The sequence below is a fragment of the Burkholderia sp. LFS061 genome, assembly GCF_047978125.1.
In the GTDB taxonomy this organism is placed as follows: domain Bacteria; phylum Pseudomonadota; class Gammaproteobacteria; order Burkholderiales; family Burkholderiaceae; genus Burkholderia; species Burkholderia pyrrocinia_C.
Map to the genome: position 1 here is coordinate 279,843 of NZ_JBFPFS010000001.1, position 23,207 is coordinate 303,049.

Here is a 23,207-nt window from a genome sequence, read left to right on the forward strand (position 1 = left end):
TCTTCGCCGCTCACCAGTTCCACATCGACCCATCGCGCAGCCGCGCGACCGGCAGGTACGCGCGCTCGTACGGGTACTTCGCGGCCAGCGTCTCGTCGATGTCGACGCCGAGGCCCGGCACGTCGTCCATCACGAGATAACCGTCCTCGAAACGGTAGCTGTGCGGAAACACTTCATCGGTCAGCGGGCTGTGCGGCATCAGTTCCTGGATGCCGAAGTTCGGCGCCCACAGCCCGAAGTTCACGGCCGCCGCCATGCAGACCGGCGACAGGTCGGTCGCACCATGAAAGCCCGTGCGCACCTGGTACATCGCCGCGTAGTCGGCGATCCGGCGCACGTGCGTGATCCCGCCCGCATGCACGATCGTCGCGCGGATGTAGTCGATCAGCTGATCGCGGATCAGGTCCTTGCAATCCCAGATCGAGTTGAACACTTCGCCGACCGCGAGCGGCGTCGTCGTGTGCTGGCGGATCAGGCGGAATGCGTCCTGGTTCTCGGCGGGCGTCGCGTCTTCCAGCCAGAAGAGACGATGCGGCTCGAGATCGCGGCCGAGCCGCGCGGCCTCGATCGGCGTAAGCCGGTGATGGGCGTCGTGCAGCAGGTGCGGCGCATCGCCGACCGCGTCGCGCACCTTGCGAAACAGGTCCGGCGTATGGCGCAGATAAAGCGCGGTATCCCACGGCTCTTCAGGCGGCAGGCCTTTTTCGGCGGGTTCGTACGCACCCGCAGTCTTGCCGACGCCGTACACCTTGTCGAGCCCCGGCACGCCCGACTGCACGCGGATCGCACGGAAGCCTGCCTCGATATGCGCGCGCACCGCATCGACCGCTTCCTCGTGATCGCGCCCGTTCGCGTGGCCGTACACCATCAGGCCGTCGCGACTCTTGCCGCCGAGCAGCTGGTAAACCGGCATGCCCGCGAGCTTGCCCAAGATGTCCCACAACGCCATGTCGATCGCGGCAATCGCCGTCATCGTCACGGGCCCGCGCCGCCAGTACGCGCCGCGATACAGGTATTGCCAGACGTCCTCTATGTTGCGCGGGTCGCGGCCGACGAGGCAGGGAAATACATGGTCTTCCAGGTATGCGCTCACGGCGAGCTCGCGCCCGTTGAGCGTCGCGTCGCCGAGACCGTAGACGCCTTCGTCGGTCACGATCTTCACCGTCACGAAGTTCCGGCCCGGACACGTGACGATGGTCTGCAAGCGTTCGATTTTCACTGCGCTCCTCCAGCGGGCGATTCAGTCGACAAAGTAATGGGGCGCGCGGCTGCGCACGTCCGGTAGATGCGAGCCGATCCGGTCGACGTGTGCCGCGACCGATGCGCCGAGCAGTGCCATGTTGCGCGACGCGATATGCGCGAGGATCTGCTCGTGCTCCTGCAGCGCACGGCGCGCATGATCCTCGACGCGGTCGAGCAGCAGCCAGCGCACGCGATCGAACTGGCGCTTCATCGGCTGCAGCATTTCCCACACGTGCGGCCGGCCCGCGAACGCGAACATCCGGCCGTGCATCGCTTCATCCAGTTCGAAGAACGCCTCGACATCGTGCGCGGCCACCGCGGCACGCTGCGCGTCGATGATCCGCGACAGCTCCGCGAGTTGTTCCGCCGTGATTTTCTGCGCGAGCTCGACGTGGTTCGCGCATTCGAGCGTGCTGCGTGCGAACCGCCCTTCCTCGAGGATCGACATCGGAATCGGCGCGACGAACGTGCCGACCTTCCGGTGGATCTGCACGAGCCGCTCGTCGGCCAGTTGCGCGAACGCTTCGCGCACGGGCGTGCGGCTGACCTTGATCGTCGTCGAGATCACGGCCTCCGACAGCGCGGTGTGCGGCGGCAGCGCGCCCCGCACGATCGCGTGGCGCAGCAGCGCGTGCACCTGCCCCGTATAAGACCGGCTCTCGTCCAGCGAGAACCCCTGCAACGCCGTGACGACGACGTCTTCCTCAAATGCTGCCGTTTCGCTCATGTTTGCCGATGCATCTGACTCGATTTCGATAACTACCATGGTACACAACACAAGGAAATTGATCGAACTGGCGTTTACACCAATAACTTCCGGTAAAAACCCGCAATAACCTTCACTCACCTCGATATCTACCATGGTACAACATGTTGCCGACCATCATGCCACCCGCACCCGACTTCCTGCGCACCGCGCCGCCCGGCACGCGCCGCCCCCGCTATGACCGGCGCGCGGTCCGCACGGGCATCGTCCACCTCGGCCTCGGCGCGTTCCATCGCGCGCATCAGGCGCTCCATACGGAAACGGTGCTCGAACAGGGCGATCTCCGCTGGGGGATCGTCGGCGTCGAGTTGCGGCGGCGCCATACCGTCGACCTGCTCGCCGCGCAGGACCACCTGTACACGGTGACCGAACGCGGCGGCGGCGGCGTGCGCACCCGGATCGTCGGCGCCGTGCACGGCGCGCTGTTCGCACCGGAATCGCTGCCCGCGCTGCTCGCGCTGATCGCCGATCCGCGCGTGTCGATCGTCAGCCTGACCGTGACCGAGAAGGGCTATTGCCGCCGGCCCGGCGGCGGCCTCGATGACGACGATCCCGCGATCCGCGCAGACCTCGCCGCGCCCGACACGCCGCGCACCGCGCTCGGCGTAATCGCCGCCGGCCTCCGGCAGCGGCCGGCCGGCGCGCCGCTCACCGTCGTCTGCTGCGACAACATGACGTCGAACGGCGACACGCTGCGCGCGCTGCTGCTCGACTACGCGGCATGCGTCGACGACGGCGCGCTCGCGCGGCGCATCCGCGACGACGTCGCATTCCCGAACAGCATGGTCGACCGGATCGTGCCGGCCGCGACGCCCGAATCGCTCGACTGGGCGCAAGCGCATCTCGGCGCGCGCGACGCGGCCGCGATCGTCTGCGAACCGTTCTCGCAATGGGTGATCGAGGATCGCTTCGCCGGCCCGCGCCCGCGCTGGGAAGACGCCGGCGCGCGCCTCGTCGCGGACGTGCGGCCATACGAAACGATGAAGCTGCGGCTGCTGAACGGCTCGCATTCGGCGATCGCGTATGCAGGGCAGTTGCGCGGCCGCGCGACGGTGTCGGACGCAATGGCCGATCCGGCGATCGCGGCATTCGTCGACGGCGTGATGACGCACGACCTGCTCGCGAGCGTCGACGTGCCGTCCGGCTTCGACGCGCACGACTATTGCGCGACGCTCGTGCAGCGCTTCCGTAATCCGACGCTCGCGCACCGCACCGAACAGATCGCGATGGACGGCACGCAGAAGGTGCCGCTGCGCTGGCTGCCCGCGCTCGCCGAAAGCGCTGCGGCGGGCGTCGAGCGCCCGTATCTTGAGCGTGCGCTTGCGCTATGGCTGTACTACCTGACCACCGCGCACGACGCTTGCGGCCGACCGCTGACGATCAGCGACCCGGGCGCGGCCGCGCTCGCCGAGACGCTCGGCGCGGCCAACGACGCGAACGGCGCGGTGCGCGCGGCGCTCGCCAGTGCCGCGCTCGCCGGCCCGGCCGCGTGGCCCGACGCGCTGGTCGCGCGCGTCGGCGCGCATCTGTCGACGCTGCGTGCGCACGGCACCGATGCGCTGCTCGCGCCGCTGCACGTGCGCTGAACGCCCGCACGGCCGGTTGGACGCCGCCGCGAACCGCGTGACGCCCCTGCCCGTCGATGTCCGTGTCGACGCGGCGAACGATGGAAAAGACATGACGGCCGGCCCACCGGCACGAAGGAGACAGACATGAAGCAGAAGTCGCAGGCATGGTTCACGGTATTCCTGCTGTTCATCGTGTATGGCATCAACTATCTCGACCGCGTCGCGCTGTCGATCGTCGCGCCGATCGTGCAGACCGATCTCGGCATCGACGCCGCGCAGATGGGTATCGTGTTCAGCACGTTCTTCGTCGGCTACGCGCTGTTCAATTTCATCGGCGGGCTCGCGTCCGACCGGCTCGGGCCGAAGCTCGTGTACGTGCTGGCGGTCGGCCTCTGGTCGATCTTCTGCGGGATGACCGCGCTGACCGTCGGCTTCGTGAGCCTGCTGATCGTGCGGCTGCTGTTCGGCATGGCCGAAGGCCCGCTGTGCTCGGCCGCGAACAAGATGGTCAACAACTGGCTGCCGCGCGACGGCGCCGCGACCGCGATGGGGCTGCTCAGTGCGGGCTCGCCGCTCGGCGGCGCGATCGCCGGGCCGATCGTCGGCCTGCTGGCCGCGCAGTTCGGCTGGCGGCCGGCATTCTGGATCGTCTGCGCGATCGGGCTCGCGTGGGTCGTGCTGTGGATGGTGTCGACGTCGGACCGTCCGGCCACGCCGGCAAACGAGGCGCCGAACGTGCCCGCCGCCGCCCGCGCGAGCGACGACGACGCATCGGCACCCGCGCGTACGCTGTCGCACTATGTGCGCCAGCCGCGCATCCTCGCGACGGCGGTCGCGTTCTTCAGCTACAACTACGTGCTGTTCTTCTTCCTGAGTTGGTTCCCGAGCTATCTCGTGCGCGCGCATCATCTGAACATCAAGGAGATGAGCATCGCCACCGTCGTGCCCTGGCTCGTCGGCACGGTCGGCCTCGCATGCGGCGGCGCGATCTCGGACGCGCTCTACCGGCTCACCGGCAACCTGCTGCTGTCGCGCCGGATCGTGCTCGTCACCTGCCTGCTCGGCGCGGGCGCATGCGTGGCGATCGCGGGCACCGTGCAGTCGACGCAAGGCGCGGTCGCGCTGATGTCCGTGTCGCTGTTCTTCCTGTACGTCACCGGCGCGATCTACTGGGCGATCGTGCAGGATGTCGTGCACCCGGCGCGCGTCGGCGGCGTGAGCGGCTTCCTGCACTGCATGGGCAGCCTGTCGGGCGTGATCGGGCCGGCCGTGACCGGCTTCATCGTCGAACGCAGCGGTTCGTTCGCGTCGGCGTTCGTGCTGGCAGGCGCGATTGCGCTGGTGGGCGCCGTGCTGGCAGGCGTATTCGTGCGCAACGGCCGGCCGTCTGCAGTCTTGCGCGAACGCACGGCGCACTGACGCTGCCGCGCGACGATTCACAACGCGACGCCGCGCACCGCGGCGTCGCCCTCCCGCCTCCCGCCCGATCATCAGCCCCCCGAATATCTCCCATCCGATATCGCGATTTCCGGTATCGATCGTGCGCCTCTAGACTGGCTACGCGATGGCGACACCGCGCCGCCTCACGGCAACGCGACACGCCCCCACAAAAACGATCCTGGGAGTCAAGCCATGTCCGACGGGCATGCGCGCCGAGGCGCGCTCAAGACACTCGGCCTCGCGGCCGGCTCCGCACTGCTCGCCGCCACGCGCCGCGCTCACGCGGCGGCGCCCGAAACCGGCGCGCTGCTGCCCGGCGGCGCCGCGCGCCTCGCCGACCTCACGCACCGCCTCGCGGCCGTGCCGAGGCGGCGCGACTTCAAGACGGTGCCGATGATCCTCGAACGTCCCGACCAGTGGGATCACGCGGCGCTCGCCGAAGTGATCGGCTATCGCGGCGGCCCGAAGCAGGTGTGGGACAACACCGAGCTCGGCGGCCCGTGGCTGAACCTGATGCGCAATTCGCTGAACGCGCAGATCTGGTCGTACGGTCATCCGGATTTCCTCGTCGTGTCGGCCACGCACGGCAGCGCGCATCTCGCGCTGTTCGACCAGATCGCGTGGGACAAATACGGCCTCGCGAAACTGGCCGGCGCCGCATTCCCGACCAACACGCTGCTCGACGCGAAGCCTGCGCAATCGAAGGGCGCGCAGGATCACGCGTTGCCCGACGGCGCATTCTCGTCGCACGACAACAGCATCGCCGCGCTGCGGCAGCGCGGCGTCGTGTTCCTGTCGTGCCACAACGCGATCTGGGAGCTCGCGGAACGGCTCGACGGCGCGAACGCGAATCCCGACAAGCTGCCGCTCGACGCACTCGCGGCCGACCTGACCAACCACGTGATCCCGTCGGCGATCGTCACGCCGGGCGCGGTCGGCACGCTGCCCGAGCTGCAGCAGGCCGGTTTCACGTACGCGAAATGAGGCTCTCGATGACCTCGATCCCCCCGCAATCGCCGTCGCGCCCCCGGCGGCGCACGCTGCGCGCCGCGCTGGCAGCCTGGCTGTGCTGCGCGTCCGCACTGTCGCTCGCCGACACCGCCACGACCATCTTTCCGCCCTGGCAGGACGGCCGCAACAACGACGCGCTCCATCGTGGCCTCGAATTCACGGTGCCGCAGGTCGACGTGCTCGCCGATTTCCACGGCGACCTCGCCGCACCGAAGCTCGTGCTGTTCGTCGGCGGCAACTATTTCTTCGCGATGGCGCCGCTCGTCGCGAAGTTCGAGGAAGATCATCCCGAATACCGCGGCCGCATCTACTGGGAAACGATCCCGCCCGGCCTGCTCGTGAAGCAGATCCACGCGGGCGGCACGATCACGGTCGGCAACATGACGTGGACGGTCAAGCCCGACGCGTATTTCGCGGGGCTCGGCAAGATCGACGGGCTGATCGCGGACGGCACGCTCGCGGGCCCCGCGGTGCCGTACGTGACGAACCAGTTGACGATCATGGTGCGCGCCGGCAATCCGAAGCGCATCGCGTCGCTGAACGATCTCGCGCGGCCCGACGTGAAGCTCGCGATGCCGAACCCGGAATTCGAAGGCGTCGCGCGGCAGATCCGCGCGTCGCTCGTGAAGGCCGGCGGCGACGCGCTTGCGCGCACCGTCTACGACGACAAGGTGCGCGCCGGCACGACCGAACTCACGCACATCCACCATCGGGAAACCGCGCTGTTCCTGATGCAGGGGCGCGCGGACGCCGGCGTGCTGTGGCAATCCGAAGCGGCATTCCAGGAACAGGTCGGGCATCCGCTGATGCACATCGACATTCCGGCCTCGCAGAATACGACGGCGATCTATGCGGGTGCGATGGTGAAGGACGCGCCGCATCCGGAAGCAGCGCGCGCGTGGCTCGCGTTCATCCGGTCGCCGGAAGCGTTCCGGATTTTCCAGCGCTACGGCTTCGGCCACTACGATGCGACGACACCGGTGCAGCACCTCGCGCCGGCGGATGACCGGCCCGACGCAGGCTGACCGCGTGCCCGCGCCGGCCATACGGCGGCGCGCACGCGACATACGACAAGGAGGGGACACGTGAACGATACGGTCGACACACGGCGACGCCGGCTCACACCGCTGCTGCTTGCCGCAGCGGCACTGCTGGCCGGCCGTGCGCACGCGGACGACGCGACGCTCGGCAAGACGCTCGCGACACAGGGCTCGGCGACGGGCGTCGCCGCTTGCATCGGCTGCCACGGCAGCCACGGCGAAGGCAATGCGGCGGCCGGCTTCCCGCGCCTCGCAGGCACCAACGCCGCGTATCTGTCCGCGCAGCTTGCCGCGTTCGCGGACGGCAGCCGCCAGAACCCGGTCATGCAACCGCTCTCGAAACTGCTGACGCCGCACGAACGCGACGCGATATCCGCGTACTTCGCGAGCCTGCCCGCGCCGGCCGGTGTCTTCACCGCCGACGACGCGTCGATCGATCCCGCGAACACCGGCGCGTGGCTTGCGACGCGCGGGCGCTGGTCGCAGGGCCTGCCCGCGTGCGCGCAATGCCACGGCCCCGGCGGCCTCGGCGTCGGCACCGCGTTTCCGCCGCTCGCGGGACAGCCTGCCGCGTATATCGCCGGCCAGTTGAACGGCTGGAAACATGGCACGCGCCCGCCCGGGCCGATGGCGCTGATGCCGATGATCGCCGGCAAGCTGTCCGATGCCGACATCGACGCGGTGGCCGCCTACTATGCGCACGGCGGCGCCGCTCAAGGAGACAAGCGATGATCGACCGCACGACGCTGATCCGCCGCGCCCGCGCCACGCTGCTCGGCGCGGCCTGGATACCCGCGCTCGCGTTCGCGGCGGCGCCGCAGGATGCACCGGCCGCCGCTTCCGCACCCGTGACCGCACCGGCACCGGCCGCAACCGCGGCAGCGGTCAAGCCGTTCACACCGCCCGCCGAATCCGCGATGCCCGCCGACGACTTCGGCAAGACCGTGAAGCTCGGCGAGCAGATCTTCCTGCACACGCCCGAGTTCGCGGGCAAGTACGTCGGCAACAAGCTGACCTGCGCGAGTTGCCACCTCGACGCGGGCCGTCGGCCCGATTCGAGCCCGATGTGGGCGGCGTACCTGTTGTATCCGGCCTACCGCAGCAAGAACGGACACGTGAACACGTTCGTCGAGCGCCTGCAGGGCTGCTTCCGTTACAGCATGAACGGCAAGGCGCCGCCGGCCGGCGACCCGATCCTCGTCGCGCTCGAAACCTATTCGTACTGGCTAGCGAAGGGCGCGCCGGTCGGCACGAAGCTGCCGGGGCAAGGCTTCCTGAAACTGCCGCCGCCCGCGCAAAAAGCCGACTACGCGCGCGGCGCCGCCGTCTACACGCAGCACTGCGCGCTGTGCCACGGCGCGGACGGCCAGGGGCAGTCGAGCGGCGGCAAGCCGGCCTTCCCGGCGCTGTGGGGCGCGCGCTCGTTCAACTGGGGAGCGGGGATGGGCGACATCCGCAATGCGGCCGGGTTCATCAAGGCCAACATGCCGCTCGGGCTCGGCGGCACGCTGACCGATCAGGAAGCGTGGGATGTCGCAACCTTCATGGACAGCCACGAACGTCCGCAGGACCCGCGCTTCACCGGCTCCGTGCAGGACACGCGCGCGAAGTTCCACGATTCGCCCGACTCGATGTACGGGCTCGGCGTGAACGGCCGCGTGCTCGGCGCGCCATGACGCCGCGCCGCACCGGCCGGCGCGGTCACGGACGCCAGCGATACACGACGATGCTCGACCCGTTGTAGTTGTCCTTGGTAATCACGTACTCGCCGGTCGAGCGCAGGTATGCACGCACGCCGTACATCGAGTCGACGTCGTTGCCGACGTCCATCGCCGACGTGTTCGAATTCGTCAGCGTGGTGACGAGCGCACCGGTGTTCAGGTCGAACACGTCGATGTTCGGCACCGTGTGCACGTAGCCGACGAACAGGTAGTGGCCGGCGGCCGCGATCGATTTCGGATTCGCGCTCGTCAGGTTGATTACCGGATTCGGCGCGCTCGTGTTGCCGTTCTTCCAGCCGTGATAGACCTCGATGTGCCCGTTCATCGCGGTCCAGTCCCAGTTGCCCGCGAGGCCCTGCGCGAGGATCATCGTGTCGCTGTCCGCCTGGTAGATGATTCGCGTGACAGGCGACACGGTGCTCGGCACGGGCGTCGTCGTCGGCTTGCCCCAGGATGGCTTGCCGGTCGCGTCGAAACCCGTCATCGGGTAGCGGGAAATCGCGTTGGATCCGTCCAGCCCTGCCCACACGTCGCCGTTGTCGTCGATCGCGAAACCGGCCGTCACCTGCAGCGTCGTGTTGAACGGCTTGCCGGGCAGCGAGCCGGCCGGAATCGCGATATAGCCGCTCGCCGTGTTGAAGTAATAGAAGTTGAAGTTGCCCGGGTTCTGGCCCGACGCGACGAGAATCCGTTTGCCGCCGACCATCACGAGCTGGCCGAAGTGCTGGCCGCGCTGATAGTCTTTCATGTCGAGGCGCGGGTCCTTCGGATAGGTGAACGGGTCGACCGTGTTCGCGACGAACGTGCCGCCCGCCGAACCCGTGTACACGTTGTTGCCGCTGTAGAAGAACGCACCGTCCGTCACCGGATCGGGCGCGGCGATCCCCTCGAAGTTCAGCGCCTGCAGCTTCCATTGCAGCGCGCCCGTCGGGCTGTACGAATGCAGGTCGGTGCTGCCGTTGCGGCCGAGATCCCAGCCGCCGCCCCATGCGTTGTTCAGCACGTACAGGTTGCCGGCCGAATCCTTGCCGAGCGCGGCGACGCGCGTGAAGCGCTTGTCGCCGACCTGCCCCTTTATGCCCGTCGTCGTGTCGAGATAACCGCCCTGCACGCCGAACGTGCCGACCTGGACCGGCAGGCCGAGGAGCCCGCTGTAGACCTTGATGTTCATGTCGGGCCCTTCGTCGCCCACCATCAGCTGGCCCATCGACGCATCGAAGTACAGCGACGCCGGCCGCGCGCCAGCCGCCATCTGGATCGTGTTCATCGCCGTGCCGGTCGCGCTGAACTGCGCGACGACGCCCGCGCTCTTGCGCGCGACCCACAGGTTGCCGGCGGCGTCGAGCGCCAGCGCGCCCGGCCCCGATACGCCGATGTCGCGCTGCCAGACGCCGTCCGTCGTATAGACGCGCACGCGGTTGCCGTAGAAGTCGCTCACGTACAGCAGGTTGCCGGCCGTCGCGAGGCCCGTGATCACGTCCGCGTACTGGACGCCCGTCCACACACTGACCGGGATGCGCAGGTCGCGCTGGTTCGTGCCGCGGTTGTAGCGGCCCACCGAGCCGCTGCCGAACGTGCGGTTGTAGCCGAGCGCGACGAACAGCGACGACGCATTGCCGGTGATCGCGCCGCCCTGGAATTCGTCGTGGATGCCGATCGTGCCGAGCGGCTGGCCGTTCTGGTAAATCGCGACGCCGCCCGCGTTCTCGTCCCAGCGCGACGCCGTGTAGATCACGCCCTCGGGCGCAACCCACATCGAGCGCGCGCCGTTGCCCACGTGGGCGGCCAGCGTACCGAACGTGTTCGCGAGCCAGTCCGTCGAGTATTGCGCCTGCGCGTGACTCGCGGGCGCCAGCACGGCGATGCACATTCCCAGCAATGCCGCGCGAATTTGTTTCATTGACATGAATAATGCTCCCGGACGATCGTGTGTCGACACTGTAAATCGCGACGCATGAAATCTTGGTGATTCGGGCAAAAGCGCATTCGCCGTCATCCCGAATTATTCACCGCGTGCTTTATGCCGTCCGGCGCTTTTTCGTCAATGATGGTCAAACCCGCTCGCCACACCGCAACGGCCCGCCGGCAGCGCGATTTCGGCGCTTTTCCCCGGCATTTTCTTCCGGGTCGCTCAATGCGGATGCGTCATTTTTTCTGACATGCCCGCATTGCCTTTTCATTCCGCCGGAAAGAGGCTCGATGATTACAAATCGAAATTAAAATGAAAGAGAAAAAATATTATCCGGCGCAATCGGCGTTTCGCAAACTGGCGCATCGGGCGTGCCGCGAACGCGGCGGGCGGAAGAAAGGAAGGAACGCTGAAGAAGGATGCGGCGGAACAAGCCGCGCGCCGACCGTGCCGGCACGCGGCCGCGATCGTTCAGTTCGCGTTGTCGAGCGTCGGGCCGTCCCATCCGTCGAGGTATTTCGGCAGCGCATCGACGACGTCGATCACGCGCTGCCGGTAGAACGGATGCATCGTCGGCTGCAGGTCGCCCGGCAGTTGCCCGCCGCGCGCACGCGCGGTCAGGCGGTTCGGCACGACACGCAGCGTGACGGACGACACCGCACCGGCTGCGAACGACGTTGCGGCCGCAACGACTGCTGCGCGTCAGAACTTCTGGCGCAACCCGAGGCTGACGATCGCCTGCGACCGCGAGTCCGACGAATGGCCGTTCGCCTTGTCGGACACCGACGCGGTCGCGGCCACCGGCCGGCCGAGCGCGTCGAGCGTCATGCCCGACGCATGCTGGTACGCGCCGAGCAGGTACACGCTGGTGCGCTTCGACAGGTCGTAGACGGCACCGAGCGTCACGTTGTGATACTGCGCGCGGCCGTCGACACCATCGACATCGCTGCCGCGCGTGTAGCTGTAGCCGGCGAACAGTTGCGTCTGCGGCCGCACGTTCCAGCGCGTGAACACGCCCGCGACGTTGAACGTCGCGTGGCCGGCGAACAGCGAACGGTCGCCGCCGCGGTACTGCACGTTGCTGTAGTTCACGCCGACGACGGCCGGGCCGAAGTCATACGTCGCGCCCGTCGCGATGACCTGCTGCGACTGCGCGCTCGCATAGCCTTCGTTGATCGACGAGTTGAACAGGCCGTCGTCGGTACTCTGCCACTTGCCCGTCGTCGGGTCGGTCGCGCCCGTCTTGCTGTTGTCCGAGCGCTCGTAGCCGACGCCGACGCGCAGCGGGCCCGCCGCGTATGCCGCGCCGACGCTCCACGTGTTGCGCTGCTTCATGCTGCCCGGCTGGCCGCCGAAGCCGTACAGCGCCCCGAACGTGAAGCCCGCGTAGTTGGCGCTCGTGTACTTGATCGAGCTGTCGACGCGCGCGGTCTGGTCGAGATCGTCGATGTCGCCCGGGTGCGCGCCGAACCCGCCGATGAAGGACGACGGGCCGACCGGGCTCACGAAGTCGTCGAGCGACGTGTATTGGCGGCCGAGCGTGACCGCGCCGTAGCGGTCGCTGCCGATGCCGACGAACGCCTGCCGGCCGAACTGGCGGCCGCCCTGGCCCGACGTGCCGTTGGCGATGTCGAAGCCGTTCTCGAGGACGAACAGCGCGCGCATCCCGCCGCCGAGATCCTCGAACCCCTTGATGCCCCAGCGGCTGCCGGACAGGTTGCCGGTCGTGAGACCGACGCTCGAATGCCCGGCGTATACGCCCGCCGAGCCGACCCGTTCATTGCTGCGATAGGTCACGCCCGCATCGACGATGCCGTACAGCGTGACGGAGCTTTGTGCGAAAACGCTGCCCGCGAGCGAGAGCAGCAGCGGTGCTGCGATCAGTTGCTTGTTCATGGTTTTGTGTCTCCGGGCGGTGAACCCGTTGTTCTGGCTTGATGTTGCGAGTAGCGCGCGGGCGGCGAGATCCGCCGGCAGTGCGAGGCCGGCGGCGTCCGCGCGCGGCATCGCGGCGGCCAGGCCCGCTGCGGCCGCCATGGTAGATGGAACCGATCCCAGACTAAAGCGCAATAATGAAAACAGTTTCTTGCCAAAGTCGAGATAGTCGAAAGCGCGGCCACGCGCACGACCGCCGTGCCTGTACAGCGCGGGTGCGCGCCCCCGATAATCGAACGCGCGCCACCCATCGGGAGTTCCTTCATGAATGAAACGACCCTGCTGATCTTCGCCGCCGTCGCGTTCGTCGGCATCGTGACACCCGGCCCGACCGTGCTGCTCGCGCTGACCAACGGCTCGCGCTACGGCGTGCGCCGCTCGGCCTACGGCTTCGCCGGCGCGATGCTGTCCGACTTCGTGCTGATCGTCGCGGTCGCGCTCGGCCTCGGTGCGCTGCTGATGGCGTCGGCGTTCTGGTTCTCGGTGGTGAAGTGGCTCGGCGCCGCGTACCTCGCGTATGTCGGCATCCGGCTGCTGACGTCGAAAGGTTCGCTCGACGTCGCCACCGCGCATGGCGGCGCGGCGCCCGGGCGCAACGCGTCGATCTTCGCGAAGAGCTTCCTGACCGCGGTGACGAACCCGAAGGGCTATCTGTTCTTCTCCGCGTTCCTGCCGCAGTTCCTCGATCCGTCCGCGCCGCTCGCGCCGCAATACGTCGCGCTCGCGGTCACGTTCGCGCTGCTCGACGGCGCGGTGATGTTCGGCTATGCGCTGCTCGGCGCACGCGCGGTGCGGCTGCTGAAGCGCTCGGGCGCGCTGTGGCTCGAGCGCACGTGCGGCGCGATGCTGCTCGCGCTTGCCGGTTCGCTGGCGCTGTACCGGCGTCATGCCGCGTAGGGGCGGGTTCCGATGAGGGTCGATGCACCGCCTCGCTCCGGCTTTCCCGGCCTGTCGCTCAGGCAGCTCGAACGCGCGGATCTCGACGCGTGGTACGCATACCTGTCGAACCCCGACGTGATCCGCCACACGAGCTGGAACCTGCGCTCGCGCGACGATCTGCTGCCGCTGTTCGACAACATCGAATCGGCCGACCCCGATTCGATCCGGCGTCTTGCGATCGTCGACACCGCATCGGGCGCGCTCGCCGGGACGATCGGGCTGCATACGGTGTCCACCGCGAACCGCTCGGCGGAAATCGCGTACGACCTTGCGCCGGCGCACTGGGGGCGCGGAATCGCGAGTGCAGTGTGTGAAGCCGTCACAGCGTGGGCATTCGCCGACGGCGGTTTCATGCGCGTCCAGGGCGTCGTGCTGACCAGCAACGCCGGCTCCGCGCGCGTGCTGCAGAAGTGCGGCTACCGCTACGAAGGGCTGCTGCGCGCGTACCGGATGGTACGCGGCACGCCGGGCAATTTCGCGATGTACGCGCGGCTCGCGACCGACTGACGCGCTGCACCGGGCTACACCGCGGGCGCGATTGGACGGCCCGCGCCGAATTGGCGACAATCGCCGTTCCCTGCCTCGACGGTCCGCCATGAAAATCGCTGCGCTCTCCGACATCCACGGCAATCTCGCCGCGCTCGACGCTGTGCTCGACGACGTCCGCCGCCGCGGCGCCGACGTGATCGTCAATCTCGGCGACATCGTGTCGGGCGCGCTCCATCCGGCCGAAACGGCCGACCGCCTGATCGCGCTCGACCTGCCGACCGTCAAGGGCAATCACGAACGACAACTGCTCGTCGGCGATCGCGCGTCGATGGGGCTGTCGGATCGCTGGGCGCGCGACACGCTGCGCGCCGACCATCTCGACTGGATCGCCGCGCTGCCCGAACGCGTGACGCTCGACGACGACGTGCTGATGGTGCACGGCACGCCGGACAGCGACCTCGTCTATTTCCTCGAAACGGTCACGCCCGACGGCTGCCGCGCGGCCACGCCCGACGAGATCGCGCAGCGCGCGGGCGACGCGCCGGCGTCGCTGATCCTGTGCGGCCACACGCATGTACCGCGCACCGCGAAGCTCGCCGACGGCCGGCTGATCGTCAACCCGGGCAGCGTCGGGCTGCAGGCATACACAGACGACCTGCCGCATCCGCACCGGATCGAAACCGGCTCGCCGCATGCGCGCTACGCGATGGTGTCGCGCACGGCGGCCGGCTGGCGCGTCGAATTCCATGCGGTCGAATACGACTGGCACACGGCCGCCGCCACCGCGGCATCGCGCGGGCGCGACGACTGGGCCATCGCGCTGCGCACCGGCCGGTGCTGACGCGACCGCGCCTCCCCGCCACCCCGCTTCGTTCATCGGAAAACCGACTCGCCATGCCCGTTCCATCGCAACTGCTCTTCCTGCCCGGCGCATCGGGCAGCACCGCTTTCTGGCAACCGCTGGCTGGCCTGCTGACGTATCCGGCCGAGCGGCGGATCGTCGGTTATCCAGGCTTCGGCGATACGCCGCGCGATCCGTCCGTCGACGATTTCGACAGCCTCGTGCGTCATGTGCTTGAAACGATCGACCGGCCGACCGCCGTGATCGCGCAATCGATGGGCGGCGTGATCGCGATGCGTGCGGCGCTCGACAAAACCGAACTCGTCACGCACCTGGTGCTGACGGTCACGTCCGGCGGCCTCGACATGCAGGGGCTCGGCGCGCAGGACTGGCGTGCCGGCTTCGCCGAAGCGAACCCGCGGTTGCCCGACTGGTTCATGACATTGCGCGCCGACCTGTCGCAGCACATCGGCCGCATCGCACAGCCGACGCTGCTGCTGTGGGGCGACGACGATCCGATCAGCCCCGTCGCGGCCGGCCGGCGCCTGCTCGAACGGTTGCCCGATGCGCAGTTGCACGTCGTGCCGGGCGGCCGGCACGATCTCGCGGCCGTGCATGCGCATGCGCTCGCACCGCTCGTCGACGCGCATCTGCAGCGCGTGTGACGTCGCGTGCTTCAGCCGTAACCCAAACCGGAACCTGAAGACGCGCCGCTCACGCGCCGTCTCACATCACCCCGCATTCCTCAGCGTCAGCCTCGCCTCCAGACCGCCGCCGTCCGGCCGGTTGTTCAGCGTGAGCGTGCCGCCCATCGCGAGCGCCAGTTGCCGTGCGATCGCAAGACCGAGCCCCGTGCCGCCCGTCTCGCGGTTGCGTGACGTCTCCACGCGCCGGAACGGCTCGAACACCGCGTCGAGCTGATCGTCCGGAATGCCGGGCCCGCGGTCGAGCACGGCGATGACCGCGCCGCCGTCCGGCGCGGCGTGCACGTCGATCTCGGCCGCGCCCGCGAACTTCAGCGCGTTGTCGACGAGGTTGCCGACGATACGTCGCAGCGCCTTCGGCCGCGTGACGAGCGCGAGCGGCGCGCGGCTGTGCAGCGCGACGTCCTGCCCCGCATCCGTGTAGTCGCACACGATGCTGTCGAGCAGCGCATCGAGATCGATGCGGCGCGCGGCTTCCTCGGTGCCGTGCAGTGTCCGCGCATACGCGACGCCCTCCTTCACCAGATGCTCCATCTCGATCAGGTCCTGGCGCAGCTTCGTGCCCTGCACGTCGTCGTCCATCACGTCGACGCGCAGCCGCATCCGCGTGATCGGCGTCTGCAAGTCGTGCGAGATCGACGCGAGGATCTGCATGCGTTCGGCCATGTACTGCGCGATGCGATCCTGCATCGCGTTGAACGCACGCGCGGCGCGCGCGACCTCGGACGGCCCGCCTTCGTCCAGGCGTTCGCCCTTCAGGTCGGGGCCGAGCGCGTCGGCGGCCTGCGCGAGCTGCTTGAGCGGACGCGTCGCGAGCCGCACCGCGAGCCAGCAGCACGCGGCCAGCACCGCGAGCTGCAGCACGAGCACGACCGGCAGCCAGCCCGACAGCGGCACCGTCGACATCGGATGAATGTCGATCGTCAGCGGCGACCCGTCGGTCAGCCGCAGGTGCACCTGCAGATGTTCGCGGTCGCCGGGGATCGCGTTCGCGGTCAGCGGATAGTCGCCGCCGATGCCGTCGGAAATCGACCGCTCGACGCGCGCCGACAGTCGCGCCTCCGGCGGGGTGCCCGTTTCGCCGGGCCCGAGGATGAACGTATAGCTGCGCCGCGCGAGGCGCGGCAGCCACGCGGTGCGCTCGGCGGGCGGCAGGTGGTCGAGCAGCGCGACCGAGCTCGCGACCTCGCGCTCGATGTAGCCCATCATCAGGTTGGTGGTCGCCTGGTCGCGCTCGGTCACCGTGAGCCAGAACGACAGCGTCTGCGCGAGCGCGAGGCCCACGCACAGGATCAGCGCGAGCCGCGCGAACAGCGAGCGCGGCCAGTGCCACAGCGTGCGCGCGCTCATGATGTACCGTCGACGGCGGTTACGGCCGACGAGAACACATAGCCCTCGTTGCGCAGGGTCTTGATGTAGCGCGGCTCGCGCGCGCCGTCGCGCAGCCGCTGGCGCAGCCGGCTCACGAGCAGGTCGATCGACCGGTCGAACGGGTCGGACTGCCGCCCCTGCGTGAGGTTGAGCAGCTGGTCGCGCGTCAGCACGCGCTGCGGATGGTCGAGGAACACGCGCAGCAGCCGGTATTCGGCGCCGCTCAGCGCGACCAGCGTGCCTTCTGCGTCGAGCAGGTGGCGCCCCGTCGTGTCGAGCCGCCATTCGCCGAACGCGAGCAGCTCGGCCGTTTCCGTCACCTGCATGCCGGGCGGCAGCATGCGCGCGCGGCGCAGCACCGAGCGAATCCGCGCGAGCAGCTCGCGCACCGCGAACGGCTTGGCCAGGTAGTCGTCGGCGCCCATCTCGAGGCCGATGATGCGGTCGGTTTCCTCGCCGCGCGCGGTCAGCATCAGCACGGGTACCGTGCGAAACTTGCCGGCGCGCAGGTCGCGGCACAGCGTGAGGCCGTCCTCGCCCGGCAGCATCAGGTCGAGCACGATCAGGTCGGGCGCGCCGTCGTCCAGCGCGTTGCGCATCTCGCGGCCGTTCGCGGCCAGCGACACGCGCATGCCGTTCTTCTCCAGGTAGCCCGCGATCAGTTCGCGGATCGCGCGATCGTCGTCGACGATCAGCACGTGGTCGATCTTGTCCATGAGTCGGTGTCGCTGTCGGTGTCGGGTGGTTCGGGCTGGCGATGTCCGCATTTATACCGCACGGCGGACACGCGTTTGTATCCCAATGTATCGCGCGGCCGCGACGACACACAACATTGCACACGCGCGGCTCGCCGGACACATCGCAGATACGTCGGCGCAGCCTAATGGGGCCTGTCGAAACCCGTCCGGCCGCCGCGCCCGAGCGGCGGCCTCCCGATCAGGAGAACGCCATGCTGCCCCGCCTCAAGACCGCCGCCCTCGTCATCGCCCTCGCCGCCACGGCCGGGCTCGCCGCCTTCGCCGGCACCCGCGCCGACGCGGGCATGACGACCTCGCTGGCCGGCACGCCGGCGCCCGATTTCACCGGCATCGACCGCTGGCACAACAGCGCGCCGCTCAAGCTCGACCAGTTGCGCGGCAAGGTCGTGCTGGTCGATTTCTGGACGTACTCGTGCATCAACTGCATTCATACGATTCCGTACGTGAACGACTGGTACCGGAAGTATCGCGACCAGGGGCTCGTGGTGGTCGGCGTGCATACGCCCGAATATCCGTTCGAGCGCGACGCGGGTAACGTCGCCGATGCGATCAAGCGCTTCGGCATCCGGTATCCGGTCGCGCAGGACAACCGCTACGACACGTGGCGCGCGTACGGCAACCAGTACTGGCCCGCGCTGTACCTGATCGATGCGAACGGGAAGGTCGTCTATACGCGCTATGGCGAAGGCGGGTACGACAAGACCGAGGCCGCGATTCGCGGTGCGCTCGCGCAGGCGGGGGAAGGGATGACGGGAACGACGCGCACGCAGTAATCGGGCCGGCGCACGGGCACGGCACCCGCCCTCGCGCGTGCGTCATGCGCTCACTTGCGCTTCGCGTCGGCCGCCGCCAGCATCGCTTCCCCGATCGCGAGCTTCCCGTCCGCGATCAGCGCGTCGCCGGCGCCGCGGATATCGGCTTCGGCCTTGTTCTGCCCGAGCTTGCGCTTGCCGACGAACCGCGTGATCTCGATCTGCAGCCCGACGATCGCCTGCAGCATCGTGTCGAGATAATCGGCCGGCGCGTCGCCCATCTTCCACGGCACCGGCTGCGACGCTTCGTGCGTGCGCGTCAGCCGCGCGACCACGCCGCGCACGAACTTCTCGTCGTCGCGCACCGTGATGCGGCCGTGCGCATGCACGACCACGTAGTTCCAGGTCGGCACCTGCCGGTGCGCGACGTGCTTGCTTGGGTACCAGTTCGGCGAGATGTACGCGTCGCCGGCGCGGAAGATCACGAGCACCTCGTCGCCGTTCGCGACGTCCTGCCAGACCGGATTCGCGCGCGCGACGTGCGCGTGCAGCTCGCCGAGCCCGCCGTCGCCGGGCAGCAGCTCGAACGGGAGGTGGTTCGCGTCGAGCCCGTGCTTCCCGTGCGTGATCAGGCTGCCGAACGGATGCTGCACGATCAGCTCGCGCAGCGCATCGGGGTTGGGCTCGTTGAAATCGGCGGGGACGTACATGTCGGCTCCACGGTCATGCGGCGGTTGAAATGGCTCGGGCGCGGGCCCGTCATGCGCAGATTGTTACCCCAAACTGGTTTATGCTGTAGAGCCGGTTTGGAACATTTTCAGCAGACCAGAATCATGGCAAGAACGGCCCGGAACGTCGAAATCCCGTCGCTCGGCGCGCTCGATCGCGCGGCCGGCGACCTGAGCCGCCAGCTCGCGCAGGCGCTGCGCGACGCCGTGCGCCGCGGCGACGTCCGTCCGGGCGATACGCTGCCGTCCACGCGGCTGCTGGCGGCCGCGCTGCAAGTCGCGCGCGGCACCGTCGTCGACGCGTATGCGCAGCTGGTCGCCGAAGGCTTCCTCGAATCGCGCGGCGGCGCGGGCACGCGCGTCGCGCATGCGCTCGCCGGGCCTCCGCCCGTCGACGAACCCGAACCGCCAGCCCAACGCGGATGCCCGGCGCGCACCGGGCTGCCCGAACCGGCCGCCACCTTCGCGCGGATCGCCCGTGAATTCCGTCCGCTGCCGGCGCTGCCGTTCGCGATCTCGGTACCGATCGGCCTCACCGCGCCCGACGACATCTGGCGCCGGCTCGGCAACCGCCTGCGCGCACGCGGCGCCGGCGCGCCGTCCGGCTATGCCGATCCGCAAGGCGCGCTGCCGCTGCGCGAAGCGATCGCCGACTACGTGCGCCGGTCGCGCTCGGTGCGCTGCACGGCCGACCAGGTCGTGATCACGAGCGGCACGCAGCAGGGTCTGCATCTCGCGAGCCAGGTGCTGCTCGGCGCGGACGATCAGGCGTGGGTCGAGAATCCGGCCTATCGCGGCATCACCGCGCTGCTCGAAAGCACCGGGCGGCGCGACGCGATGGTCCGCGTGCCGGTCGATGCCGACGGCATCGACGTCGACGCGGGCATCCGCCTGGCACCGCATGCGCGTGCCGCATTCGTCACGCCGTCGCACCAGTACCCGCTCGGCATGCCGCTGAGCATGGCGCGGCGCAACGCGCTGCTTGCATGGGCACGCGCGCGGCGCGCGTGGGTGGTCGAGGACGACTACGACAGCGAACTGCGCTACGAAGGCTATCCGTTCCCGTCGCTGCAGGGGCTCGCGCCCGACCGCGTGATCTATCTCGGCACGTTCAGCAAGATCCTGTTTCCGTCGCTGCGGCTCGGCTACGTGATCGCCCCCGACGATCTCGTGCCCGCGTTCTGCGGCGCGCGCGTGCTGATGGATCGCCACGCACCGACCGCCGACCAGCACGTGCTGGCCGCGTTCATCGCGGAAGGCCATCTCGACCGCCACATCCGCCGCGTGCGCGGCGTATACGCGGAACAGCGCGCGCTGCTGATCGACACGCTCGGCGCGCGGCTGCCGCGCGAACGCGCATGGGTGCAGCCGGGCGACCAGGGGATGCACGTCGTGCTGTGGCTCGCCGAAGGGATCGACGATCTCGACGTGGTCGCGCGCGCGGCGCAGGCCGGCGTCGCGGTGCGCGCGGTGTCGCCGATGTTCGCGCCGGGCACGGCCCGGCCGGGGCTCGTGCTCGGCTTCGGCGGCTTCGGCCGCGCGCAGATGGAGGCGGCCGCGCAGCGGCTCGCGGACGTGGTTTCGTCGGGAGAATCGCGGCCGCGCACGCCGCAAAAGGTTGTCCGCGGGCAACAAACGTAATCGTCTGTAACTCCTGCAAGCAAAAGGCCGTTTCGGCCGCCGGCACGCGTGCGCCATTTGCTAGGATCGCGCCTCTTCCGTCCACGCCCCTGCCGCCGTGAATCGCTTCATGCCGTTTCTTCGAAACGCGTGGCTCCGCTGCCGCGCCCGCGTCGCGCCGCTCGCCGCCGCCTGCCTTGCGCGCACCCGCGCGTTGTGCGCCGGCGCGCTGCATCGCCTGCGTCATCCGACGCGGCGCGGCGTGGCGCTGACGCTCGCCGCGATACCGGTGCTGGGCCTGCTGGTCCTGCTTGCATTCGTCCCGTTCACGCCGAGCATCGGCGACATCCGCAAGGCGCGCATCGACCGCCCCGCGCGCGTGCTGTCGGCCGACGGCGAGCTGATCGCCGAGTTCCGGCCCGTCAACCGCGAATGGGTGCCGCTCAAGCAGATCTCGCCGCACATGGTCGACGCGCTGATCGCGACCGAGGATCACCGCTTCTACGCGCATCACGGCATCGACTGGCGCCGCACGATCGCGGCCGGGCTGCATACGTTCTCGGGCGCGCGCCAGGGCGGCTCGACGATCACCCAACAGCTCGCGCGCAACCTGTATCCGGACGAAGTCGGCCGTTCGCTGACGCTCACGCGCAAGGTGAAGGAGCTGATCACCGCGTTCAAGATCGAGACGGTGTACAGCAAGGACGAGATCCTCGAAACCTACCTGAATACCGTGCCGTTCCTGTACAACGCGTTCGGTGTCGAAATGGCCGCGCGTACGTACTTCGGCAAATCGGCGAACCAGCTCGACATCGCCGAAAGCGCGACGCTCGTCGGGATGCTGAAGGGCAACAGCTACTACAACCCGGTGCTGAATCCGGAACGCGCGGTTCAGCGGCGCAACATCGTGCTCGACCGGATGGCGACGATGGGCATGCTGTCGCCGCGGCAGCTCGCGAAATTGCAGCGCCAGCCGCTGCGCGTCGACTTCGAGCCGCAGACGGCGCAGCCCGGCCTCGCGCCGCACTTCGCGGTGCAGCTTCGCAAGTGGCTGATCGCGTGGGCCGACCGCAACAACTACGACCTCTACTCGGACGGCCTCGTCGTGCGCACGACGCTCGATTCGCGATTGCAGGACATGGCGACGCAGGCGCTGACGCAGCAGACCGAGCAGCTACAGGCGATCGCCGACAGCGCATGGCGCGGCCCGTCCGGCTGCGGGCTGCGCAACGACCTGTTCCGCGGCTTCATCCGCCAGACCTCCGACTATCGCAGTGCCCGCGACGCGGGGCTCGCGGATGCAGCGGCGCTGAAGCAACTCGGCGCGAATCGCGCGTTCATGCATGCGCTGTGCGAACGCAAGACGCAGGTGCAGGCCGGCTTCGTCGCGATCGATCCGCGCAACGGTGCGATCAGGGCATGGGTCGGCAGCCCCGATTTCGGCAGCGAGCCGTTCGATCACGTCGCGCAGGCGCGGCGCCAGCCGGGCTCGACGTTCAAGCCGTTCGTCTATGGCGCCGCGTTCGCGGACGGCATGCGGCCGGGCGATACGTTCATCGACCGCCCGGTCGCGATTCCCGTGGACGGCCGCGCGGTGTGGCGCCCGACCGACGAGGAGCCGCCGACGGGCGAGCCGATGACGCTGCGCGACGCGCTCGCGCTGTCGCGCAATCGCATTACCGCGCAGGTGATGCAGCAGGAAGGCGCCGCGAAGGTCGCGCAGCTCGCGCGCGCGATGGGCGTGCGCGACAGTCCGCTCGACGCGGTGCCGTCGCTCGCGCTCGGCACGAGCCCCGTCACGCTGAAGGAGATGGTGTCCGCATACGGCACGATCGCGAACCGCGGCGTGTACGTCGCGCCGCAGACGATCACGCGCATCGAGGATCGCGACGGCAAGGTGCTCGCCGCATTCGGCAGCGCACCGCCCGAACGCGCGTTGCCGGCGCCTGCCGCACAGACGCTCGTCGACGTGATGCGCGATGTCGTCGACCGCGGCACCGGCGCCGACATCCGCTCGCGCTACGGGATTCGCGTGGATGTCGCCGGCAAAACGGGCACGACGCAGGACAACACGGACGGCTGGTTCATCCTGATGCATCCGCAACTGGTGGCCGGCGCATGGGTCGGCTTCGACGACGGCAGCGTGACGCTTCGCAGCGACTACTGGGGCGCGGGCGCGCACAGCGCGCTGCCGATCGTCGGCAGTTTCTACGATGCGGCACTGCGCGCGCGTGCGATCGATCCGCGTGCGCAGTTCTCGCCCGACTTCCGGCCGCGCAGCGCGCCGGCGCCGAGGCGGCGCCCGCATCCCGGCCTGTTCGACTGGCTGAAGTTGTTCCGCTGAGCGTGCCGTCGGCGGAACATATACATACA

The 23,207-nt window shown here is 68.9% G+C and carries 20 protein-coding genes and 1 pseudogene; 13 read left to right on the top strand and 8 right to left on the bottom strand.

The window, feature by feature from the left end; genetic code table 11:
- Positions 1-10: 10 nt before the first annotated feature.
- Entirely contained in the window at positions 11-1,219 is a 1,209-nt protein-coding gene (gene manD / locus ACNQQL_RS01295) for a D-mannonate dehydratase ManD (RefSeq protein WP_347062923.1), read from the bottom strand.
- 21 nt (positions 1,220-1,240) lie between these two features.
- Complete coding sequence (locus ACNQQL_RS01300) at positions 1,241-1,969, bottom strand: GntR family transcriptional regulator (RefSeq protein WP_347062924.1); 729 nt, start codon at positions 1,967-1,969, stop codon at positions 1,241-1,243.
- Between the two features lie 158 nt (positions 1,970-2,127).
- On the opposite strand from ACNQQL_RS01300, the gene ACNQQL_RS01305 reads away from it, so the two are divergent.
- The 6 genes from ACNQQL_RS01305 (at position 2,128) to ACNQQL_RS01330 (ending at position 8,743) form a co-directional block, all read left to right on the top strand.
- Positions 2,128-3,594 carry a mannitol dehydrogenase family protein gene (locus tag ACNQQL_RS01305; protein ID WP_347062925.1) on the top strand — a complete coding sequence of 489 codons (1,467 nt, stop codon included), beginning with the start codon at positions 2,128-2,130 and terminating at the stop codon, positions 3,592-3,594.
- 126 nt (positions 3,595-3,720) lie between these two features.
- Positions 3,721-4,995 (top strand): MFS transporter, encoded by a 1,275-nt coding sequence (locus ACNQQL_RS01310; RefSeq protein ID WP_347062926.1) that lies wholly within the window; start codon positions 3,721-3,723, stop codon positions 4,993-4,995.
- A 213-nt stretch (positions 4,996-5,208) separates the two neighbouring features.
- A complete protein-coding gene (locus ACNQQL_RS01315; protein ID WP_347062927.1) occupies positions 5,209-6,000 on the top strand; it encodes a transcriptional initiation protein Tat in 792 nt (263 codons plus the stop codon).
- A gap of 8 nt (positions 6,001-6,008) precedes the next feature.
- Positions 6,009-7,052: a substrate-binding domain-containing protein gene (locus tag ACNQQL_RS01320; RefSeq protein ID WP_347062928.1), complete on the top strand. Its 1,044-nt coding sequence runs from the start codon at positions 6,009-6,011 to the stop codon at positions 7,050-7,052.
- A 60-nt stretch (positions 7,053-7,112) separates the two neighbouring features.
- Entirely contained in the window at positions 7,113-7,799 is a 687-nt protein-coding gene (locus ACNQQL_RS01325; RefSeq protein WP_072443719.1) for a c-type cytochrome, read from the top strand.
- On the top strand, positions 7,796-8,743 hold the full coding sequence (locus ACNQQL_RS01330) for a c-type cytochrome (protein WP_347062929.1): 948 nt from the start codon (positions 7,796-7,798) through the stop codon (positions 8,741-8,743). Before ACNQQL_RS01325 ends, ACNQQL_RS01330 begins: the two co-directional genes overlap by 4 nt.
- A gap of 25 nt (positions 8,744-8,768) precedes the next feature.
- On the opposite strand, the gene ACNQQL_RS01335 is transcribed toward ACNQQL_RS01330, so the two are convergent.
- From ACNQQL_RS01335 to ACNQQL_RS01345, 3 genes and pseudogenes are all read right to left on the bottom strand, one after another.
- Positions 8,769-10,694, bottom strand: a complete 1,926-nt coding sequence (locus ACNQQL_RS01335; RefSeq protein ID WP_072443722.1) for an SMP-30/gluconolaconase/LRE-like region family protein — start codon at positions 10,692-10,694, stop codon at positions 8,769-8,771.
- A 474-nt stretch (positions 10,695-11,168) separates the two neighbouring features.
- Positions 11,169-11,339: pseudogene (locus ACNQQL_RS01340) on the bottom strand (aldehyde-activating protein); the annotation flags it as partial.
- A 60-nt stretch (positions 11,340-11,399) separates the two neighbouring features.
- The gene (locus ACNQQL_RS01345; protein ID WP_347062930.1) at positions 11,400-12,593 is read right to left on the bottom strand and encodes a porin; all 1,194 of its coding nucleotides are present in this window, start codon (positions 12,591-12,593) and stop codon (positions 11,400-11,402) included.
- A 303-nt stretch (positions 12,594-12,896) separates the two neighbouring features.
- Here ACNQQL_RS01345 and ACNQQL_RS01350 point away from each other — a divergent pair, with 303 nt between their 5' ends.
- From ACNQQL_RS01350 to ACNQQL_RS01365, 4 genes are all read left to right on the top strand, one after another.
- Complete coding sequence (locus ACNQQL_RS01350; protein ID WP_347062931.1) at positions 12,897-13,529, top strand: LysE family translocator; 633 nt, start codon at positions 12,897-12,899, stop codon at positions 13,527-13,529.
- A gap of 12 nt (positions 13,530-13,541) precedes the next feature.
- Positions 13,542-14,078: a GNAT family protein gene (locus ACNQQL_RS01355; protein ID WP_347062932.1), complete on the top strand. Its 537-nt coding sequence runs from the start codon at positions 13,542-13,544 to the stop codon at positions 14,076-14,078.
- 88 nt (positions 14,079-14,166) lie between these two features.
- Positions 14,167-14,901 (top strand): metallophosphoesterase family protein, encoded by a 735-nt coding sequence (locus tag ACNQQL_RS01360; protein ID WP_347062933.1) that lies wholly within the window; start codon positions 14,167-14,169, stop codon positions 14,899-14,901.
- A gap of 53 nt (positions 14,902-14,954) precedes the next feature.
- Positions 14,955-15,566 (top strand): alpha/beta fold hydrolase, encoded by a 612-nt coding sequence (locus ACNQQL_RS01365; RefSeq protein ID WP_347062934.1) that lies wholly within the window; start codon positions 14,955-14,957, stop codon positions 15,564-15,566.
- 66 nt (positions 15,567-15,632) lie between these two features.
- On the opposite strand, the gene ACNQQL_RS01370 is transcribed toward ACNQQL_RS01365, so the two are convergent.
- Both ACNQQL_RS01370 and ACNQQL_RS01375 read right to left on the bottom strand, forming a co-directional pair.
- The gene (locus ACNQQL_RS01370) at positions 15,633-16,955 is read right to left on the bottom strand and encodes an ATP-binding protein (RefSeq protein ID WP_204421930.1); all 1,323 of its coding nucleotides are present in this window, start codon (positions 16,953-16,955) and stop codon (positions 15,633-15,635) included.
- Positions 16,952-17,692, bottom strand: coding sequence for a response regulator (locus ACNQQL_RS01375; RefSeq protein ID WP_111018914.1), 741 nt, complete (start codon positions 17,690-17,692; stop codon positions 16,952-16,954). Before ACNQQL_RS01375 ends, ACNQQL_RS01370 begins: the two co-directional genes overlap by 4 nt.
- 233 nt (positions 17,693-17,925) lie before the next feature.
- Here ACNQQL_RS01375 and ACNQQL_RS01380 point away from each other — a divergent pair, with 233 nt between their 5' ends.
- On the top strand, positions 17,926-18,507 hold the full coding sequence (locus ACNQQL_RS01380; RefSeq protein WP_204421931.1) for a thioredoxin family protein: 582 nt from the start codon (positions 17,926-17,928) through the stop codon (positions 18,505-18,507).
- 50 nt (positions 18,508-18,557) lie between these two features.
- On the opposite strand, the gene ACNQQL_RS01385 is transcribed toward ACNQQL_RS01380, so the two are convergent.
- Positions 18,558-19,196: an FMN-binding negative transcriptional regulator gene (locus tag ACNQQL_RS01385; protein WP_347062935.1), complete on the bottom strand. Its 639-nt coding sequence runs from the start codon at positions 19,194-19,196 to the stop codon at positions 18,558-18,560.
- Positions 19,197-19,319: 123 nt separating this feature from the next.
- On the opposite strand from ACNQQL_RS01385, the gene ACNQQL_RS01390 reads away from it, so the two are divergent.
- Both ACNQQL_RS01390 and ACNQQL_RS01395 read left to right on the top strand, forming a co-directional pair.
- Positions 19,320-20,855 carry a PLP-dependent aminotransferase family protein gene (locus ACNQQL_RS01390; protein ID WP_347062936.1) on the top strand — a complete coding sequence of 512 codons (1,536 nt, stop codon included), beginning with the start codon at positions 19,320-19,322 and terminating at the stop codon, positions 20,853-20,855.
- 97 nt (positions 20,856-20,952) lie between these two features.
- Positions 20,953-23,178: a penicillin-binding protein 1A gene (locus tag ACNQQL_RS01395; protein WP_347062937.1), complete on the top strand. Its 2,226-nt coding sequence runs from the start codon at positions 20,953-20,955 to the stop codon at positions 23,176-23,178.
- Positions 23,179-23,207: the final 29 nt, after the last annotated feature.